The following is an 18,716-nucleotide window of genomic DNA, read 5'->3' on the forward strand; positions in this document are numbered from 1 at the left end:
CCCCCCCCCGGCCCCGCGGGGTGTGCCGGGGGCGGCCCGTTTTTTTCCCCCGGGGCCCCCGCCTCTCTGCGTCAGAGCTCGTCGGCGATACCGGAGTTCGGCTGCACGCGCAGGCGTGCCTTGGGCAGGTGCCAGCCACGCCAGATCGCGAGCACACGGATCGTGGCGATGGTCAGCACGGCGACCACCGTCGCAGTGAGGTCTCCGATGCCAGCCACGTGCAGCACCCAGTACATAACCGCACCGGCGAACGAGGCGGCTGCGTAGATCTCTCGCACGAGCAGCGTCGGGGGAGACTGCGCGACCAGCAGATCTCGAATGATCTCGCCCGTCACCCCGGTGAGCACAGCCAGGATGAAGACGGCCAGCGGCGTCGCATCCGCCGCGATCGCGGCCTTGGCCCCGATGACCGACACGATCGCCAGACCGGCGATGTCGGTCAGTTCGAGCAGCCAGCGGGGAATGACGACGAAGCGGACGAGGACGAATGCCGCGATGGCGACGGAGAGCACCGTGGCCAGAATGACGGGATCGTGCATCCAGTAGACCGGAGTGTTGCCGAGCAGCGTCTCACGGAGCGTGCCGCCACCGACGGCGCAGAGCAGCCCGACCAGCAGTGCACCGAAGAAGTCGAGGTGCGCACGCGCAGCAGCGAGCACGCCGCTGACTGCAAACGAGCTGATGCCGATCAGATAGACGATGCGAATGATCGCGTCCGCATCCATCTCAGTGCTCCGACTTGCGCAGGGCGTCCTCCAACGCGACCCAGCTGAGCATCGCGCACTTCACACGCATCACATATCGGCTGACGCCGCCGAGAGCGACCGCGTCTCCGAAACGCTCGACATCCGGTTCACGCTGACCACGAGAGTGCATGACGTCGCGGAACTCGCCGATCAGCTCGAGGGCCTCGGCGCGCGACTTGCCCTGCAGCAGATCGGTCAGCAGCGATGCGCTCGCCATCGAGATGGAGCAGCCGTCACCCTGCCAGCCGATCGACTCGATGCGGTCGTCGGCGTCTAACCGCACGCCGAGTGTGATCTCGTCGCCGCATGTGGGGTTGACCTGGTGGGAATGCCCCGTCCAAGTGCCGTCGGCATATGTGCCGTCTCCTCGGCGCTCCCGCGACTCCTCGATGATGACGGTCTGGTAGAGATCCTGCAGGCCGCTCAACGGTCTGCTCCGAAGAAACCGCGAACGTCTGAGAGCCCGTTGAGGAAGGCGTCGACTTCGGCCTCGGTGGTGTACAGGTAGACGCTCGCCCGCGTGGAGGCGGTGACGCCGTAGCGTCGATGCACCGGCTGGGCGCAGTGATGGCCCACGCGAACGGCGATCCCGCGATCGTCGAGGAACTGCCCGACATCGTGTGCGTGCACACCGTCGACATCGACCGACACCATGCCTGCACGGTTGATGCCGGCGGCAGGACCGAGCAGACGCACGCCCGGAATCTGCGAGACGCCTTCGGCGAGACGCTGACCGAGCGCATGCTCATGCGCGGCGATGCGGTCGAGACCGATGTGCGACAGGTAGTCAGCGGCGGCACCGAAGCCGACGGCTTGGGCGACCATCTGCGTTCCCGCTTCGAAGCGCGTCGGCGCAGGCATGAAATCGGTATGCTCCATGGTCACCGTCGTGATCATCGACCCGCCGGTGATGAACGGCGGCAGCGCGTTGAGCAGCTCGCTGCGACCGTACAGCGCGCCGACTCCTGTCGGCCCGAGCATCTTGTGCCCGCTGAAGGCGGCGAAGTCGACGCCGAGTGTGTGCAGATCGAGGGGAAGGTGCGGCACCGACTGGCAGGCGTCGAGCACGGTATAGGCGCCGGCGGCCTGTGCCAGCTCGACGAGGCGGCCGACCTGGTTGATGGTGCCGAGCACGTTGGAGACGTGAGTGAACGCCAGCACCCGGGTGTGCTCTCCGATCAGGCTCTCGGCTGCATCCATGTCGAGTGCGCCGTTGTCTGACAACGGGATGTAGCGCAGCGTGGCGCCGGTGTGCGCGGCCACCTCCTGCCAAGGCACCAGATTGGCATGATGCTCCATCTCAGTGACGACGATCTCGTCACCGGGCCGCAGCACGAACCGCTGCGCGGCCTGGCCTCCGCGACCCGCCGTGGCATTGACGAACCCGTAGGCGACGGCGTTCAACGCCTCTGTGGCGTTCTTCGTCCATGCGATCTCGTCGTCGTCTGCACCGACGAACGACGCAACCTTGTGCCGCGCCTCTTCGAAGAGCTCGGTGGCCTCGCCGGCGAGAGTGTGCGCCGCACGGTGCACTGCGGCATTGCGCATCTCATCGAACTCCTGCACGGCGTCGAGCACGCTGATCGGCCGCTGCGCTGTGGCGCCCGAGTCGAGATAGATCAGCTGGTGATCGCCGATGCGTCGCTCGAGCAGGGGAAAATCGTTGCGAATTCTCTCAACCTCGTCTGGGGGGAGAGTCTCGACTGATGACATGCAGAATCCTTCGCTTCAAGTGCTCATCCAAGGATAAGACGGTCGTCAGCCAGACGAAAGGGCACGCGCGACTGCCCGCACGGTGACGAATTGTTTCACAAATCGTCACCGGAATTTTGACCCCTCCAGACCGCCCGCCACACTTGAGGCGTTGTACTCACGATGAAAGGCAGCACCTTGAGAATCTCGAAGAAGAAACTGTTCGGACTGGCTGTGACCATTCCCCTGGTCGGGGCACTGCTCACCGGCTGCGCGGGCGGCTCGGATGCTGCGAAGGGCAGCGAGTCGAACCCGGTGAAGATCGGCGTGGTCGGCAAGAGCGACCCGCAATGGGCGGCCTTCGAGAAGGCTGCCAGCAGCGAAGGCATCCACGTCGACATCGTCGACTTCACCGAGTACACCCAGCCGAACCCGGCACTCGCGGAGAAAGAGCTCGACCTCAACGAGTTCCAGCACATCATCTACCTGGCCAACTACAACGTGAAGAACGACCAAGACCTGACACCGATCGGCGCGACGGCGATCTACCCGCTCGGGCTCTACTCGAAGACGCACGAAAGCATCGACCAGATCCCAGAAGGCGGCACTGTCGCTGTGCCGAACGACGAGACCAACCGTGCTCGTGCTTTGGGCGTGCTGGTCGATGCAGGCTTGATCAAGTTGAAAGGGGAGTGGACTGCCGTCACCGATACCCGCGATGTCGACACCGACGCGTCGAAGGTGAAAGTGACCGAACTCTCCGCAGACCAGACGGCGAACGGTCTGCAGGATCTCGACGGTGCGGTCGTCAACAACGACTTCTTGAAGAACGCCGATCTCGTCGGCAAAGAGCCCCTCGCGCAGTCGAAGCCAGATGCCGAGAGCGCCAAGCCGTACATCAACATCTTCGTCTCCCGTGCCGAAGACAAAGACAACGAGACCTACCTGAAGCTCGTGAGGATCTTCCAGGAGAACACCGACGTGCAGGCTGCACTGCAGGAGGCATCCGGCAACACCGCGACGCCGCTGACCACCTCGGCACCCGAACTGCAGGATCTGCTCAAGACCACGCAGGATCAGATCACGAACAAGGCCTGATCTGCACCAGTCGGCGAAGACCGGAAGGGGCGGAACTCGGTTCCGACCTTCCGGTCTTTCCGAGCTCGGCGACTCCCGAACGACGGGACGAGCACACAGCACATCGGGTATCTCGGGAGGAGAACCCAAATGCCGGAAGGACAGCAAGCATGGCACTGATCACTCTGAACGGGGTGTCGAAGGCCTACCCGGCGCCGAAGCGTGGCGCCGAACCGATTCTGGCCGTCGACGATGTGAGTCTCGAGGTCGAAGAGGGCAGCATCACCGCCGTCATCGGCTACTCCGGCGCCGGCAAGAGCACGCTCGCTCGCCTGATCAACGCGCTCGAACCGGCCACGTCGGGCCGTATCGTGGTCGACGGACGCGAGATCACGGCACTGAGCGAGCGAGATCTCAGACGGGCCCGGCTCGACATCGGCATGATCTTCCAGCAGTTCAACCTGCTCGAATCGAAGACCGTCGCGAAGAACGTGGAGTTTCCGCTGCGAGTCGCCGGGCGTGATCGTGGCGAACGTCGGGCACGGGTCCAGGAGCTGCTCGACTTCGTCGGTCTGAGCGATCGCAGCCGCAACTATCCCGAGCAGCTCTCCGGCGGGCAGAAGCAGCGCGTCGGCATCGCCCGTGCGCTCGCGACCTCACCCCGCATCCTGCTCGCCGACGAGGCGACGAGCGCGCTCGACCCCGAGACGACCCAAGAGGTGCTCGCCCTGCTGAGCCGGGTCAATCGCGAGTTCGGCGTCACGATCGTCATCATCACGCATGAGATGGACGTCGTGCGCAGCATCGCCGACCACGTGGTCGTGATGGAGCACGGGCGCGTCGTCGAGCAGGGCGAGGTCTACGACACGTTCTCGAACCCGAAGCAGAACGTCACGCGCAGATTCGTGCGCACCCTGGTGAGCCCGACCCCGCCCGAGACAGAGATGCAGGAGCTCCGCGCTCTGCACCCCGGCCGCCTGCTCAGCGTACGGGTGCTCGACGGCGACACCGCTCAGAAGGGTCTCGAACATGCCGCAGCAGACCGCGACGGCCTCGATCTCGAGCTGATCTACGGCGGGGTCAGCACGATCCAGGGCCGAGGCTTCGGCTACCTGCTCTATGAGGTCACCGGCTCGACGCCGGTGGTCGCCGAATTCATCGCCGCTGCCGTCGACGACGCCAACATCGAAGAGGTTGCCTGACATGAAGCCCATCGACTGGAACCAGACCATTCCAGATCTCATCGCGGCGACCGGCGAGACGCTCTACATGGTCGTCATCGCCGTCGGGCTCGGCGGCGTCTTCGGCCTGGTGCTCGGCCTCGTGCTGTACCTGACACGCAAAGGCAACCTGCTGGCCAACCGGTTCGTGTTTCAGATCATCAACGTGCTGGTGAACTTCTTCCGCCCGATTCCATTCGTCATCTTCATCGCCGCGGTGCAGCCGCTCGCCCGCTCGGTCGTGGGCATCGGCATCGGCATCCAAGCGGCGACGTTCACCATGGTGCTCGCGGCGACCTTCGGCATCGCGCGTCTGGTCGAGCAGAACCTGGTCACCGTCAACCCCGGTGTGATCGAAGCTGCCCGGGCGATGGGGGCCGGCCTGCCGCGCATCATCTTCCAAGTGCTGATCCCCGAGGGGCTGGGCGCTCTGATCCTCGGTTACACCTTCGCCTTCGTTGCGATCATCGACATGTCTGCGGTGGCCGGCGTCGTGGGGGCCGGCGGCCTCGGGAACTATGCGATCCAGTACGGGTACCGACAGGCGAACCCCGTGATCACCTGGACGACCGTCGTGATCATTGTGATCATCGTGCAGGTGGTGCAGGGGCTGGGCAACTGGCTCTCACGGCGACGACTTCGGCGTTAAACGGCAAGGCCACCCGGGCGCCGGTGGGCGTGCCCGGGTGGCCTTGCAGACGCACCCGTGCCAGAAATGGCGGATGCCGTGCTGCTGCCGCGATCAGCGCTGCAGCAGTGCGATCAGATCGGCCTTGGTCAGACGAGAGTAGCCGCTCAGACCGCGCTTGCGGGCAAGCGCGCGCAGCTCGACGACCGTCTTCTCGCTGAGATCAGACTGAGCAGGTCGCTTCGCGGCGGCTGCCTTCGACTTCGACGCGCCCTTCTGAGCGGGGTTCGCCGCCTTGTCCGCAGCTTCGGCCTTCTTCGGAGCCTTCGGCACGGCCACCTCAGGGGTCGTGACCGTCGAACGCTCCACCAGGCGCTCCTGTGCGCGTTTGGCGAGCTTCTCGAGCGTCGACTCCAGCTGTTTGGCCTGCTTCTTGGCCTTCTTGCCGGCCTTGTCGGCGAGGCGGCGAGCCTCTTTCACTGCCTTCGCAGCCTTCTCAAAGGCCTCTTCGGCAGCCTTCTCGGCCTTCTTGCTCTTCGACATCGTGATCCAGCCTTCCCAATAGAACTGCACTGGCCTGCTGATCGTATCAACTGCGCGTTAACTAGGATGGAGACATGGTGCAATACGAACAACAGATTCCGGCGCGACTGAGCGAGATCAGAGAGAGCATCGACAACTTCGACGCCGCGCTGATTCACATTCTGGCCGAACGTTTCAAATGCACCAAAGAGGTCGGCGTGCTCAAAGCGCGACACGGCCTGCCGGCGACTGACAGCGACCGCGAGCATCAGCAGATCGCGCGGTTGAAAGCGCTCGCCGTCGACTCCAACCTTGACCCGGAGTTCGCCGAGAAGTTCCTCAACTTCATCATCGCCGAAGTGATCCATCACCACACCGAGGCGTCGAACCGTCTGAAGCCCTGAGCGTCTGCTCGTGGAATTCCCGACCGTGCTCACTTGGGTGCTTGGCATCCTGATCGTCATCGACCTGGCCCTGCGACTCGTGGCGCTGTTCATCGTGCCGCGCAACCGCACCCCCGCATCGGGCACTGCATGGCTGATGACGGTCACGTTCTTTCCGCTGATCGGCTTTCTGCTCTTTCTGGCCATCGGCACGAACCACCTGCCGAAGCAGCGCCGCGAGAAGCAGCGTGAGGCCGCCCTGCGCATCAACGGCAAGTCGCCGACGCTGCACGTCGAGACGGCTCTGGGCAATGCGCCCGACTGGTTCGTCGAAGTCATCGACCTCAACCAGCGGCTGGGCGGCATGCCGCTCGTCGGCGGCAATCAGGTGCACATCATGCACGAGACCCTTGAGTCGTATGACGCGATGATCGCAGAGATCGACCGTGCGCAGCAACGGGTGCACGTGCAGTTCTACATCCTCGCCTACGACGAGACGACCGCGCCGTTCTTCGCCGCGCTGCGACGAGCCGTGCAGCGCGGCGTGACCGTACGCATCCTCATCGACTATTGGGCCTCACGCCGCACCCGCGGCTTCGCCCAGACCCGGCGCGAGCTCGATGCCATCGGCGCGACGTGGGCTTACACGCTGCCGTTCAAACCGATGCGAGGGCACATGCAGCGGCCCGACCTGCGCAACCATCGAAAGATCGTCACCGTCGACGGCGAGGTGGGCTTCACCGGGTCGCTCAATCTGGTGCACCCCAGCTACCACAAACCGAAGGCGATCAGACGAGGGATGCGCTGGATCGACCTGATGGCCCGTTTCGAGGGGCCGGTGGTCGCCGAGCTCGACGCGGTATTCGCGACCGACTGGTTCATCGAGATCGGCGAAGAGATCATCGAGGAGTCGCTTCAGAGGCGTTTCGCCCGCAACGTCCACGAGCTGCGCGGGCCGGTGCAGTGTCAGGTGGTTCCCAGCGGGCCGGGCTACGCCAGCGAGTCGAATCTGCAGATGTTTCTGGCTCTGCTCTATCACGCTCGCCACAGCGTCGAGATCGTCAGCCCCTACTTCGTGCCCAACGACGCCATGCTGTACGCCATGTCGAATATTCGCGCACGAGGAATCAACGTCGACCTCTATGTCTCAGAGATGGCAGACCAGTTTCTCGTGCATCATGCGCAGTGCTCCTACTACGAACAGCTGCTGCGAATGGGAGTGCGCATCTGGCGCTATCGATCGCCGGCGCTGCTGCACACGAAGTACGTCATCGTCGACGATCAGGTCTCGGCTCTCGGGTCGAGCAACATGGACATGCGTTCGTTCACGCTGAACATGGAGGTCACCGTGCTGCTCTACGGCGAAGCCACGGCGAACGTGCTGGGCGACATCGCGCGACTCTATCGCAGCAGCAGCGTTCAGCTGACTCTGGCCGAGTGGAGCACTCGCCCGTGGTACAAGCGCATGGCCGACAACATCTGTCGTCTGACATCGGCATTGCAGTAGCAGTCGGCACAGGTGCTCGACAGGTGTATCGTGTATACGTTCGTCGTTGGCCTGACCACCGACGTCAGCACACGGTCACCGCGATCGTGCGTCGCTTCAATGGGGAAGAGTGAAAGAGCGATCAGTCATGAACACACAGATTGACAAGTCCAAGGGCGGCGTCGACCGGCCCAAACAGAAAAAGCCGAAGACCACGTGGCTCTACGTGCTGGTGATCGTCGCAGCGGTCCTGGGCATCGTGTTCGGGTTCGTGGCGCCGCATGCCGCCGTGGCGATGAAGCCGCTGGCCACCGGGTTCGTCTCGCTGATCAAGATGATGATCGTTCCGATCATCTTCTGCACGATCGTGCTCGGCATCGGTTCGATCGCCAAAGCCGCCACCGTCGGCAAGATCGGCGGGCTGGCCCTCGGGTATTTCATCATCATGTCAGTCGTCGCCCTCGCGATCGGTCTCGTGGTGGGCAACATCATCAAGCCGGGCACCGGCCTGGACGTCTCCGAGCTGCTTGCCAACCCGGCCAAGATCCCCGGTGCCAGCGGTGAGGCAACCAATCTCACAGACTTCATACTGAGCATCATTCCGGCGAGCCTCGTCGAGCCGTTCGCCAGCGGCAACGTGCTGCCCGGGCTGTTCGTCGCGCTGCTCACTGGGTTCGCCCTGCAGGGCATGGGGTCGGCCGCCGAACCCATTCTCAAGGCCATCGGTGCGATTCAGAAAGTGGTCTTCCGCATTCTGAGCATGATCATGTGGGTGGCGCCGATCGGTGCGTTCGGCGGTCTGGCCGCCCTGATCGGAGCGACCGGCTGGGGTGGTCTCGGCAGTCTGGTCTCGGTCATGGTGGGCTTCTACGTCACCTGTGCGCTGTTCGTCTTCGTCATTCTGGGAGCGATCCTCTGGCTCGTCGCACGGGTGAACGTCTTCTCGTTCCTGAAGTACCTGGGCAAGGAGTTCCTGCTGATTCTGGCCACCTCGTCATCAGAGAGCGCGCTGCCGCGTCTGATCGGCAAGATGGAGCACCTGGGCGTCGACAAAGCGGTCGTCGGCATCACCGTGCCGACCGGCTACTCCTTCAACCTGGACGGCACGGCCATCTACCTGACGATGTCGTCGCTGTTCATCGCTGACGCCATGGGCAACCCGATGTCGATTCAGGAGCAGATCGGTCTGCTGCTGTTCATGATGATCGCCTCGAAGGGAGCTGCGGGCGTCAGCGGCGCTGGCATCGCCACGCTGGCCGGCGGCCTGCAGGCGGCTCGTCCCGACTTGGTCAACGGCGTCAGCATCGTCGTCGGCATCGACCGCTTCATGTCTGAGGCTCGCGCTCTGACGAACTTCGCGGGCAACGCGATCGCGACCGTGCTCGTCGGCACCTGGACGAAAGAGATCGATCACGAGCAGGTCAAGAAGGTGCTGAGCGGCAAGGATCCGTTCGACGAGGCCAACTTCGACGGCGGTCACTGATCGCTACTGACGGGTCGGGCCTGCGGCAGCAGGTGTGCCTCGTCAGTCTGTGGACACAGTTCAGTCTGTAGACGCAGAAGGGGCTCGCCCCGGAATCTCCATTCCGGGGCGAGCCCCTTCGTCATGCACCAAAGAGAATCGCCGGCGCGTCGCCGTCTCAGTGCGTCAGAACAGCTGACGCCAGTTGGTCTGCGCGAGGTCGAGCAGCTCGTCGCCGCGTCCTGACATCACCGTGCGGATGGCGTACAGCGCGAAGCCCTTCATCTGCTCCGCCTTCACCGTCGGAGGCATTGAGAGCTCCTGCCGGTTGGTGACCACGTCGATCAGCGCAGGCCCGTCGTGGGCGAATGCCGCCTCAAGGGCGGGCTTGAGCTCGCTCGGACGCTCGACGCGCTGGCCGAAGATGCCGGCGCCATTGGCGAGGTCGGCGAAGTTCGGGTTCTCTAGGCCGGTGCCGTAGTTCACGAAGCCAGCGGCCTTCATCTCAAGCTCGACGAAGTTGAGCGACGAGTTGTTGAAGACGACCATCTTGACCGGCAGCTTCGACTGCGTCAGCGTCAGCAGGTCGCCGAGCATCATGGTGAGTCCGCCGTCACCGCTGAACGTGACGACCTGGCGATCTGGGTACGCCATCTGCGCGCCGATCGCCTGTGGCACAGAGTTGGCCATCGACCCGTGCGTGAACGAGCCGAGCAGACGGCGTTGGCCGTTCATGGTCAGATAGCGTGCGGCCCAAACCACAGGAGAGCCGACGTCGGCCAGGAACACGGCGTCGTCTGACGCGAGTTCGTCGACGACTTTCGCGACGTACTGCGGATGCAGCGGGCCGTGATCGCGGCGGCCCGGGGTCGCGAGTTCGTCGAGCTTCGCGCGAGTCGACTTGTAGTGTTTGAGCGCGTCTTTGACATGCTCGCGGTTCTGCTTGCGGTCAAGCAGAGGCAGCAGAGCCCGCACAGTGTCGCCGACATCGCCGACCAGACCGATGTCGAGCGGTGTGCGATGCCCGAGCTGCTCACCACGAATGTCGACCTGGATGACCGTCGCATTCTCGGGGTAGAACTGTGGGTACGGAAAATCGGTGCCCAGCATGAGCAGCACGTCAGCCGCATCAATGGCCCGATACCCTGACGCGAAGCCGAGCAGCCCGGTCATGCCGACGCTGAAGGGGTTGTCGTACTCGACGAACTCCTTGCCTCTCAGCGCGTGCACGACCGGCGCGCCGAGCGTGTCTGCGATCTGCACCAGCTCGTCATGCGAGCCCTGAACGCCGGCACCGGCCAGGATGGTCACTTTGTCGGCTCCGTTGAGCACGTTCGCGAGATTCTGCAGCTCGTCGTCGCTGGGGCGCACCACGGGATGCGTCGGTGTGATCTTCGTCACACGGCTGTCGAGAGCTTCGGTGAGTGCGACGTCTCCGGGGATGACGAGAACGGCGACACCACGACGCTCGATCGCCGTGCGCATGGCGATCTCGAGCAGTCGAGGCATCTGCTTCGCGTTCGAGACCAGCTCGGCGTAGACGCTGCACTCGCGGAAGAGATCCTGCGGGTGGGTCTCTTGGAAGTAGCCGGTGCCGACCTCTTCGCTGGGGATGTGCGCCGCGATGGCGAGCACTGGAGTGCGAGAGCGGTTGGCGTCGAAGAGTCCGTTGATCAAGTGCAGGTTGCCCGGGCCACACGAGCCGGCGCAGACGGCGATCTCTCCGGTCAGCTGTGACTCCGCGCCTGCGGCGAAGGCCGCTGACTCCTCGTGACGCACCTGCACCCAGTCGATGCTGTCGCTGGTGCGGATGGCATCGGTGATGCCGTTGAGGGAGTCACCTGCGACTCCGTAGATTCGTGAGACACCGTTCTGTTCAAGGGTGTCGATGAGATTCTGAGCGATCGTCGTCATGGTGCTCTCCTCTGACAAGGTCTAGTGGGGTTAACGCGACGCTGCCGACTATACCGCTGTGGCTCTCGGCGAGACATGCTAGAGTTGCCACCTGCGAAGGGGAGTATCCCGATATCGTTTGGTCGTCAATACGCCAGATGCCATCATCTGACCGGCCGGCGGGCGTCCGAGCGACGTGGGAGAGACTTTCGGCCATACCAGTGCACCATCGGTCGGTGCATCTGACCGGCCTCGAGAGGAAACCTCCGTCTATGGAACCCGTTTTGCCCGTCTCGTTCGAAATCGGCTCGACGATCGTCATGCTGCTGATTCTGGTAGCCGATCTGCTGTTGGTCGTCAAACGACCACACGTGCCATCGATGAAAGAGGCGAGCCTCTGGGTTGGCTTCTATGTGCTGCTGGCGCTGATCTTCGCCGGCACGCTGTTCGTCATCGGCGATGCCCAGCACGGCAGCGAGTTCATCGCCGGCTGGCTCACTGAGTATTCGCTGAGCATCGACAACCTCTTCGTCTTCGTGATCATCATGTCTCGCTTCGGTGTGCCGAAGAAGTACCAGCAGGAGGTGCTCATGGTGGGCATCATCGTGGCGCTGGTGCTGCGTGGCGTGTTCATTCTGCTCGGCGCGCAGCTGATCGAGAGCTTCAGCTTCGTCTTCTACCTCTTCGGCGCGTACCTCGTCTACACCGCATGGAAGCAGGCATTCGGCAAGGAGAACGACAACGAGGGGCAGGAAGACAACCTGCTCATTCGCACGCTTCGCAAGCGTGTGGCCATCACCGATGAGTTCGATGGCTCCAAGCTGCGCACGACCATCGACGGCAAGCGCTTCTGGACGCCGATGGTCATCGTCTTCCTGGCGATCGGCAGCACTGATCTTCTCTTCGCACTCGACTCGATTCCCGCGATCTTCGGCATCACACAGAACGCCTTCTTGGTCTTCGCCACCAACGTCTTCGCCCTGATGGGCCTGCGCCAGCTGTACTTCCTGCTCGGCGGACTCCTCGAGAAGCTGGAGTATCTCAAGTACGGCATCGCATTCATCCTGGCGTTCATCGGCGTGAAGCTCGTCTTCCACGCGATGCACGTGAACGAGCTGTCGTTCGTCAACGGCGGTCAGCCGATCACTTGGGCCCCTGAGATCAGCACATGGACGTCACTCTCTGTCATCTTGGTGTCGATGGTCACCGCCACCGTGGCGAGCCTGATGAAAGCTCGTCGAGACGCACGGCGAAGCGGGGAACGAGGGCCGATGCCGGGCGTGCGTCTCTGAGCTTCCTCCCGCAGTCGGACGCAGGCTGCCGCCGACCTGCGTGGTAAAATCTCGGCCATGCAGTTCCAGCGGCTTCTTCTTGGGTGCCGCGACGAGATCGAGTTCTGACAGATCCACTCGTCGCGGAGTCTCACCGTGGTCTGAAGCCGAATGGAGAAGAGTATGACCAACATGTCAGAGACACAGCACTCAGCATCTCGCCCTCGCACACTGGCCGAGAAGATCTGGGACGCCCACATCGTCACAGCGGGTGAGAACGGGGCACCAGACCTGCTCTACATCGACCTGCATCTGCTGCACGAGGTGACGAGTCCGCAGGCGTTCGACGGCCTGCGCCAGGCTGGCCGTCCTGTGCGTCGGCCTGATCTGACCATCGCAACCGAAGACCACAACACACCGACGATCGATATCGACCGCCCGATCGCCGATCCGGTCAGTCGCGTGCAGATCGACACGCTGCGCAAGAACGTCAAAGAGTTCGGCGTGCGACTGCATCAGCTCGGCGACGACGACCAGGGCATCGTGCACGTCGTCGGCCCACAGCTCGGGCTCACCATGCCCGGCATCACCGTGGTCTGTGGCGATTCGCACACCTCGACGCATGGCGCGTTCGGCGCCATCGGTCTGGGCATCGGCACCAGCGAGGTCGAGCACGTGCTGGCGACGCAGACGCTGCCGCTCAAGCGGTTCAAGACCATGGCGATCAACGTCGAAGGCAGGCTTCGCCCCGGAGTGACGCCCAAAGACATCATCCTCGCCGTCATCGCGAAGATCGGCACCGGCGGAGGCCAGGGATACATCCTCGAGTACCGCGGATCAGCCATCCGGGCGCTGTCGATGGAGGGTCGCATGACGATCTGCAACATGTCGATCGAAGCTGGAGCCCGAGCCGGCATGGTCGCTCCCGACGAGACCACCTTCGCCTATGTCAAAGGACGCCCACACGCTCCTCAGGGGCAGGAGTGGGACGACGCAGTCGCCTACTGGAGCACGCTGCAGAGCGATCCCGAAGCCGTCTTCGATCGTGAGGTCGACATCGACGTCGACACGCTCGAGCCCTTCGTGACGTGGGGAACGAACCCCGGCCAGGGCGTGGCGCTGTCGTCATCGGTGCCCGATCCGGCATCCTACGACGACGAGAACGACCAGCGCGAAGCCCGCCGTGCGATCGAGTACATGGGGCTCCAAGCCGGCACCCCGATGCGCGACATCGCGGTCGACACCGTGTTCATCGGCTCATGCACCAACGGGCGAATCGAAGACCTGAGACAGGCCGCCTCGGTGATGGACGGACGGCGCAAGGCCGAGGGGCTGCGCGTGATGGTCGTGCCGGGATCGGCACGAGTGCGCATGCAGGCAGAGGCCGAGGGGCTCGACCGCATCTTCACATCGTTCGGCGCCGAGTGGCGCTTCGCGGGCTGCTCGATGTGTCTGGGCATGAACCCCGACCAGCTCTCACCCGGACAGCGGGCGGCGTCGACGTCGAACCGCAACTTCGAAGGCCGACAGGGCAAGGGTGGGCGCACTCATTTGGTGTCGCCTCTGGTCGCCGCCGCCACCGCTGTTCGCGGCACGCTGTCGTCACCGAGCGATCTGGGCATCTCGAACGAGCAGCTGCGGCGCAGCAGGCACTTCGCTCCGCTCGGAGAGCATCCGGAGAGCGCACGACCGATGCCCGAACCACAGACCCGGCTGCTGCCGTTGGAGGTGCGCTGACATGGAGAAGTTCACCACGCTGACCGCCGTCGTCGCGCCGCTCAAGCTCTCGAACGTCGACACCGACCAGATTCTGCCTGCGGTCTATCTGAAACGTGTGACCAAGACCGGCTTCGAAGACGCGCTGTTCCACCGCTGGCGGCAGAACCCGGACTTCATGCTGAACGACCCCGCGTTCGCACCGGCGCGCATTCTGGTCGCCGGCCCGGACTTCGCCACCGGTTCGTCGCGCGAACATGCCGTCTGGGCGCTGCACGACTATGGATTCCGCGCCGTCTTCTCACCGCGATTCGGCGACATCTTCCGCGGCAACGCCGGGAAACAAGGGCTGGTCGCCGGAGTGCTCAGCGAGGCGGACACCGAACGGGTCTGGGCGCTGATCGACGAAGCCCCAGGGCTTGAGGCGACGGTCGACCTTGTCGCCCGCACGCTGCGCGTCGGCGACGAGGAGTTCTCGTTCGGCATCGACGACGACGTACGATGGAGGCTGCTCGAAGGTCTCGACGACATCTCGTTGACCCTGCGAGACGAAGAGGCGATCAGCCGCTTCGAGGACAAGCGCGCCTCTTGGCGCCCGAAGACACTACCGGCGAGGTCATGACGAGAAAACGACGGCGCAAGACCGAGTACCCCATGATCGCGTACGTCGTGGCGCTGATCATCGTGCCGGTGTCGAAGATCCTTGCGCGCTGTGAGTTCCGCGGACTCGACCGTCTGCCCGATGGGCCCTACATCCTCGTTGCGAACCACGTGACCAAGCTCGACCCGCTGCTGATGATCCGCTTCGTCTGGGAGGCGCGTCGCATGCCGCATTTCATGGCGAAGGCCTCGCTGTTCAAACTGCCGATCGTCGGCTGGGTGCTGAGCGACTCCGGTCAGATCCCCGTCGACCGTCACGGCCACGGAGGTGCGTCGGTCGAATCGGCGGCCAAGTGGCTGGCGAAAGGACAGACCGTGCAGATCTACCCGGAGGGCACGCTGACGCGTGACCCCGACCTCTGGCCGATGAAGGGCAAGAGTGGTGCGGTGCGCCTGGCCCAAGAGGCGAACGTGCCGATCGTGCCGGTGGGGCAGTGGGGCGCTCAAGAGATCCTGCCGCCGTATGGCAAAGGGCTGCACATCTTTCCCCGCAAACACTTCACCGTGCAGATCGGCGAACCGATCCCCGCGGAGCGCTTCGCGAACCTGCGCACCGGTGCCGAGTTCGCCGAGGCGACGGCGGATGTAATGGCTGCGATCACCGCCGAAGTCGAGACCCTGCGTGGGCCCAAACCGATCGAGCCCGCCGGAGACGCCAAGTGATCCGCGCAGCGGTCGTCGGCGCCGGTTCCTGGGGCACCACTTTCGCGAAGGTGCTCGCTGACGCGGGCTGCGAGACCACAGTGCTCGCCCGGCGCAACGAGGTCGCTGCGCAGATCAACGAGCAGCACCGCAACGAGCAGTACCTTCCCGATGTGACGCTGCCCGAGACGCTGCACGCGACGACAGATCCGTCAGCCGCACTGTCACGAAGCGACCTGGTCTTTCTCTCAGTGCCCTCGCAGCAGCTGCGGGCGAGTCTCTCGGCGATCGGAGAGCACCTGCCCAGTGATGCTGTGCTGGTCAGCCTGATCAAAGGGCTGGAGCGCGGCACCATGCTGCGGATGAGCGAGGTGCTCGTCAACGAGATCGACTGGGACATCGAACGGCTCGGCGTGCTGAGCGGCCCCAACATCGCCGGTGAGATCGCCTCAGAGCAGCCGGCGGCCGCGGCCGTGGCGTCGACCGATCTGGCCTTGGCCGAGTGGGTCGCGCAGCACGTCACGAATCCGTATTTCTCGGCATTCGCCAATGACGATGTGGTCGGCACGGAGTACGGCGGGGTGCTGAAGAACCTGATCGCGCTGGCCGTCGGCATCGTCGCGGGCGTCGGGTACGGCGAGAACACGAAGGCCGCGATCATCACCCGCGGGCTCGAAGAGATCAGTCGGTTCGCCGTGGCCTTCGGTGGTCGACCTGAGACGTTGGTCGGGCTCGCCGGACTCGGCGATCTGATCGCCACCTGCGAGTCGCCGCTGTCACGCAACCACACCGCCGGGCGTCTGCTCGGCCAAGGGCATCCGCTCGACGAAGTCGTGCATCGCATGCAGCAGACGGCCGAAGGCATCGGATCTGTGCGGCCCGTGCTCGATCTGGCCCGTGAGCACGGCGTCGAGATGCCGATCGTCAGCCAAGTGGCTCAGGTGCTCGACGGGCGCATGAACCCGGCCGACCTCACCGTGCACATCACACCCCGCAACGAAGAGGCCCTGGCCGATGCCACGGCCGGAGGAGACAAGATCCGATGACGAAGCAGAGAGTCGCGGTCGTGTTCGGCGGTCGCTCGAGCGAGCATGCGATCAGCGTCGCGACGGCAGGCGGCGTGCTCGGTGCGATCGACCGCGAGCGCTTCGACGTGGTGCCGGTGGGCATCACTGCCTCAGGGCGTTTCGTGCTGCAGCCCGACGACGCCGAGCGTTTTCAGCTCGTCGACGGCCGGCTGCCCGAACTGGCCCCTTCTGACACGACCGTGATCTGGCCCAGCGGCACAGAGGATCACCATCTGCGTGCCATCGCCCATGACGGCACCGTCAGCGACCTCGGCGAGATCGATGTGGTGCTGCCGCTGCTGCATGGCCCGTTCGGCGAAGACGGCACGATTCAGGGGCTGCTCGCGATGGCCGATCTGCCCTATGTCGGGTCGGGGGTGCTCGCATCTGCCGTCGGCACAGACAAGGAGTACACGAAGATCGTGCTCGAGGCCGCCGGCATCGACGTCGGCCGCTACGTGACAGTGCGCCCCGACGAATTTCGCGTCGCACCTGCCGAGGTGCACGGTCGAGCGGCCGGGCTCGGCCTGCCGCTCTTCGTCAAGCCTGCCCGTGCGGGCTCGAGCGTCGGCGTCTCGAAGGTGACCAGCGACACCGAGCTGGATGCGGCGCTTGAGATCGCGTTCGCCGAAGACGACAAAGCGCTGATCGAAGCAGGGGTCACCGGTCGCGAGATCGAACTGGGCGTGCTGGGCTCACTGCACGGCTCCGGCACCCGCGTCAGCGCGGTGGCCGGCGAGATCGTCGTCTCAGGCGAGGGGTTCTACGACTTCGAGGCCAAGTACCTGGCCGACAGCCCGGCACGTACGGTGTGCCCGGCAGACGTCACCGACGCCGAGCTCGCCGAGCTGCGTCGAGTCGCCAAAGCGGCGTTCGAGGCTCTGGACTGCCATGGTCTGTGTCGTGTCGACGTGTTCCTGACCTCTGACGGGGTCGTGGTCAACGAGGTGAACACCATCCCGGGGTTCACTCCGATCTCGATGTTCCCCCAGCTGTGGCACGCATCTGGCCTCGATTACGGAGATCTGATCACCGATCTCATCGATCAGGCGCTCGAACACGAGCCGCTGCGCTAGAACCTCAGTGGCAGCGCTTCGTCGCAGGAATGCGCTGCACCGCCGGCGAGATTTCGGCGAGCACGCTGTTGCCTGACACCGCAGTCGAGTCGATGACCAGTTCAGTGGCCGGGCTGCGGCCATAGGTGGTGAACCGGTAGGTCGGGTCGTCTGTGTCGTCGACGAGCCAGTCGACGTCGTTCACGGTCACACAGCTCTGGCTGCTGACCTCTGGCTCGACGACCCCGCAGGTCAGCAGAATCGTCGCCGGCTTGCCCCAAGCCCCGGTCGCCTGCGCATTGGTGCGGCGCTTCTGCTGCTCGCCCAGCGTTGGAGGCAGACGAACGATGATCTCTGCGCATGCCGGGTCATCGGCTTTGGGCGCAGGCTCCATCGGAACGGTACCGGTGCATCCGCTCAGCGCGGGCGCGAGCGCAGCGACTGCGCCGATCGACGCCAGCGCAGTCATCAAGCGCCGACGACGAGAGCGAGCGTCGGTCACTGTCGGTGCGCCGCGCACGGCTGAACGCTCGCAAGCGGCAACGGATGGGTTCTCTCGACGGGCAGACACCCTGTCAGCCTACCCGTGCATCCTCGGACTCGCCGAACCACAGCACCGTCTCGCCATAGCGGCGTGGCGGCTGCCCGACATACCCGGCAGGCCAGCGCAGATCGGGCGTTCGCGAGCTGCGTTCGATCACGACGTCGGCCAGCGGCGAGAGCGCCGGCAGCAGGTCGACGAGCAGCGTCTCGAGCGCGGCGGTGCTGACGTCGTAGGGCGGGTCTACGAAGACGAGATCGAAGTGTGCGGCCGGTGCACCTGACAGCCAGCTCTGCACTCGCTGCTCGACCACGGTGATGCGGGCCGGTCGCGCCGAGGCCTGGTCGAGCGCGTCGCCGACGGCCTGTGCGTTGCGGCGGGCGACGGATGCGGCGGTGCGGCCCGCCTCGACGGCGACGAGCTCTTCGGCTCCGCGTGAGATCGCTTCGAGGCCCAGCGCCGCAGACCCGGCGTAGAGGTCGAGCACGCGCAGGTCGGTGAAATCGAGCCTCGCGTCGAGACGCGAGAAGAGCGCCTCTCTGGTACGACCTGTGGTGGGGCGGGTGCGCGAATCCGGAGTCGCGAGAGAGAGGCCTCCGGCGACGCCGGCGATCAGACGAGTCATGCGGTCATTGTGCCACGGCGAGTGTCACAG

The 18,716-nt window shown here is 64.5% G+C and carries 19 protein-coding genes; 12 read left to right on the forward strand and 7 right to left on the reverse strand.

Annotated features, from left to right (window positions below; genetic code table 11):
* Window positions 1-71 precede the first annotated feature (71 nt).
* From F8O07_RS04825 to F8O07_RS04835, 3 genes are read right to left on the reverse strand one after another with little or no spacing between them, the layout of a single operon-like run.
* Window positions 72-725: a trimeric intracellular cation channel family protein gene (locus F8O07_RS04825; protein ID WP_158030985.1), complete on the reverse strand. Its 654-nt coding sequence runs from the start codon at window positions 723-725 to the stop codon at window positions 72-74.
* A 1-nt stretch (window position 726) separates the two neighbouring features.
* Window positions 727-1,173 (reverse strand): Fe-S cluster assembly sulfur transfer protein SufU, encoded by a 447-nt coding sequence (sufU, locus tag F8O07_RS04830; protein WP_158030986.1) that lies wholly within the window; start codon window positions 1,171-1,173, stop codon window positions 727-729.
* Window positions 1,170-2,459, reverse strand: a complete 1,290-nt coding sequence (locus F8O07_RS04835) for an aminotransferase class V-fold PLP-dependent enzyme (protein WP_158030987.1) — start codon at window positions 2,457-2,459, stop codon at window positions 1,170-1,172. The genes sufU and F8O07_RS04835 overlap by 4 nt, the downstream gene beginning before the upstream one ends.
* A 177-nt stretch (window positions 2,460-2,636) precedes the next feature.
* Between F8O07_RS04835 and F8O07_RS04840 the strand changes: the two genes are divergently transcribed.
* The 3 genes from F8O07_RS04840 to F8O07_RS04850 all read left to right on the forward strand — a co-directional run bounded on the left by F8O07_RS04840 (window position 2,637) and on the right by F8O07_RS04850 (window position 5,384).
* Window positions 2,637-3,536, forward strand: coding sequence for a MetQ/NlpA family ABC transporter substrate-binding protein (locus F8O07_RS04840; RefSeq protein WP_225732843.1), 900 nt, complete (start codon window positions 2,637-2,639; stop codon window positions 3,534-3,536).
* A gap of 149 nt (window positions 3,537-3,685) precedes the next feature.
* The gene (locus tag F8O07_RS04845) at window positions 3,686-4,717 is read left to right on the forward strand and encodes a methionine ABC transporter ATP-binding protein (protein ID WP_158030989.1); all 1,032 of its coding nucleotides are present in this window, start codon (window positions 3,686-3,688) and stop codon (window positions 4,715-4,717) included.
* A gap of 1 nt (window position 4,718) precedes the next feature.
* Window positions 4,719-5,384 (forward strand): methionine ABC transporter permease, encoded by a 666-nt coding sequence (locus tag F8O07_RS04850; protein WP_158030990.1) that lies wholly within the window; start codon window positions 4,719-4,721, stop codon window positions 5,382-5,384.
* Between the two features lie 93 nt (window positions 5,385-5,477).
* Here the strand turns inward: F8O07_RS04850 and F8O07_RS04855 are convergent, their stop codons facing one another.
* Window positions 5,478-5,936: a Rho termination factor N-terminal domain-containing protein gene (locus F8O07_RS04855; protein ID WP_192496641.1), complete on the reverse strand. Its 459-nt coding sequence runs from the start codon at window positions 5,934-5,936 to the stop codon at window positions 5,478-5,480.
* 44 nt (window positions 5,937-5,980) lie between these two features.
* Here F8O07_RS04855 and F8O07_RS04860 point away from each other — a divergent pair, with 44 nt between their 5' ends.
* From F8O07_RS04860 to F8O07_RS04870, 3 genes are all read left to right on the forward strand, one after another.
* Window positions 5,981-6,289 (forward strand): chorismate mutase, encoded by a 309-nt coding sequence (locus tag F8O07_RS04860; RefSeq protein WP_158030992.1) that lies wholly within the window; start codon window positions 5,981-5,983, stop codon window positions 6,287-6,289.
* A 10-nt stretch (window positions 6,290-6,299) separates the two neighbouring features.
* Window positions 6,300-7,775, forward strand: coding sequence for a cardiolipin synthase (gene cls / locus F8O07_RS04865; protein ID WP_225733185.1), 1,476 nt, complete (start codon window positions 6,300-6,302; stop codon window positions 7,773-7,775).
* 127 nt (window positions 7,776-7,902) lie between these two features.
* Window positions 7,903-9,237 (forward strand): cation:dicarboxylate symporter family transporter, encoded by a 1,335-nt coding sequence (locus tag F8O07_RS04870; protein ID WP_158030993.1) that lies wholly within the window; start codon window positions 7,903-7,905, stop codon window positions 9,235-9,237.
* 165 nt (window positions 9,238-9,402) lie between these two features.
* On the opposite strand, the gene poxB is transcribed toward F8O07_RS04870, so the two are convergent.
* Window positions 9,403-11,130, reverse strand: a complete 1,728-nt coding sequence (gene poxB / locus F8O07_RS04875; RefSeq protein ID WP_158030994.1) for a ubiquinone-dependent pyruvate dehydrogenase — start codon at window positions 11,128-11,130, stop codon at window positions 9,403-9,405.
* A 251-nt stretch (window positions 11,131-11,381) separates the two neighbouring features.
* Here poxB and F8O07_RS04880 point away from each other — a divergent pair, with 251 nt between their 5' ends.
* From F8O07_RS04880 to F8O07_RS04905, 6 genes are all read left to right on the forward strand, one after another.
* Window positions 11,382-12,401 (forward strand): TerC/Alx family metal homeostasis membrane protein, encoded by a 1,020-nt coding sequence (locus F8O07_RS04880; protein WP_158030995.1) that lies wholly within the window; start codon window positions 11,382-11,384, stop codon window positions 12,399-12,401.
* Between the two features lie 171 nt (window positions 12,402-12,572).
* Complete coding sequence (gene leuC / locus F8O07_RS04885) at window positions 12,573-14,117, forward strand: 3-isopropylmalate dehydratase large subunit (protein ID WP_158030996.1); 1,545 nt, start codon at window positions 12,573-12,575, stop codon at window positions 14,115-14,117.
* Between the two features lies 1 nt (window position 14,118).
* Window positions 14,119-14,718 (forward strand): 3-isopropylmalate dehydratase small subunit, encoded by a 600-nt coding sequence (leuD, locus tag F8O07_RS04890; protein WP_158030997.1) that lies wholly within the window; start codon window positions 14,119-14,121, stop codon window positions 14,716-14,718.
* Window positions 14,715-15,419, forward strand: coding sequence for a lysophospholipid acyltransferase family protein (locus F8O07_RS04895; RefSeq protein ID WP_192496642.1), 705 nt, complete (start codon window positions 14,715-14,717; stop codon window positions 15,417-15,419). Before leuD ends, F8O07_RS04895 begins: the two co-directional genes overlap by 4 nt.
* The gene (locus tag F8O07_RS04900; RefSeq protein ID WP_192496643.1) at window positions 15,416-16,444 is read left to right on the forward strand and encodes an NAD(P)H-dependent glycerol-3-phosphate dehydrogenase; all 1,029 of its coding nucleotides are present in this window, start codon (window positions 15,416-15,418) and stop codon (window positions 16,442-16,444) included. Before F8O07_RS04895 ends, F8O07_RS04900 begins: the two co-directional genes overlap by 4 nt.
* Window positions 16,441-17,541 carry a D-alanine--D-alanine ligase family protein gene (locus F8O07_RS04905; protein WP_192496644.1) on the forward strand — a complete coding sequence of 367 codons (1,101 nt, stop codon included), beginning with the start codon at window positions 16,441-16,443 and terminating at the stop codon, window positions 17,539-17,541. The genes F8O07_RS04900 and F8O07_RS04905 overlap by 4 nt, the downstream gene beginning before the upstream one ends.
* A gap of 4 nt (window positions 17,542-17,545) precedes the next feature.
* Here F8O07_RS04905 and F8O07_RS04910 read toward each other — a convergent pair whose 3' ends face one another.
* Window positions 17,546-17,989 carry a DUF3515 family protein gene (locus F8O07_RS04910; protein ID WP_158031000.1) on the reverse strand — a complete coding sequence of 148 codons (444 nt, stop codon included), beginning with the start codon at window positions 17,987-17,989 and terminating at the stop codon, window positions 17,546-17,548.
* 106 nt (window positions 17,990-18,095) lie between these two features.
* The gene (locus tag F8O07_RS04915; protein WP_158031001.1) at window positions 18,096-18,686 is read right to left on the reverse strand and encodes an RsmD family RNA methyltransferase; all 591 of its coding nucleotides are present in this window, start codon (window positions 18,684-18,686) and stop codon (window positions 18,096-18,098) included.
* Between the last annotated feature and the right edge of the window lie 30 nt (window positions 18,687-18,716).

The organism is Pseudoclavibacter sp. CFCC 13796, from assembly GCF_008831185.1.
In the GTDB taxonomy this organism is placed as follows: domain Bacteria; phylum Actinomycetota; class Actinomycetes; order Actinomycetales; family Microbacteriaceae; genus Pseudoclavibacter_A.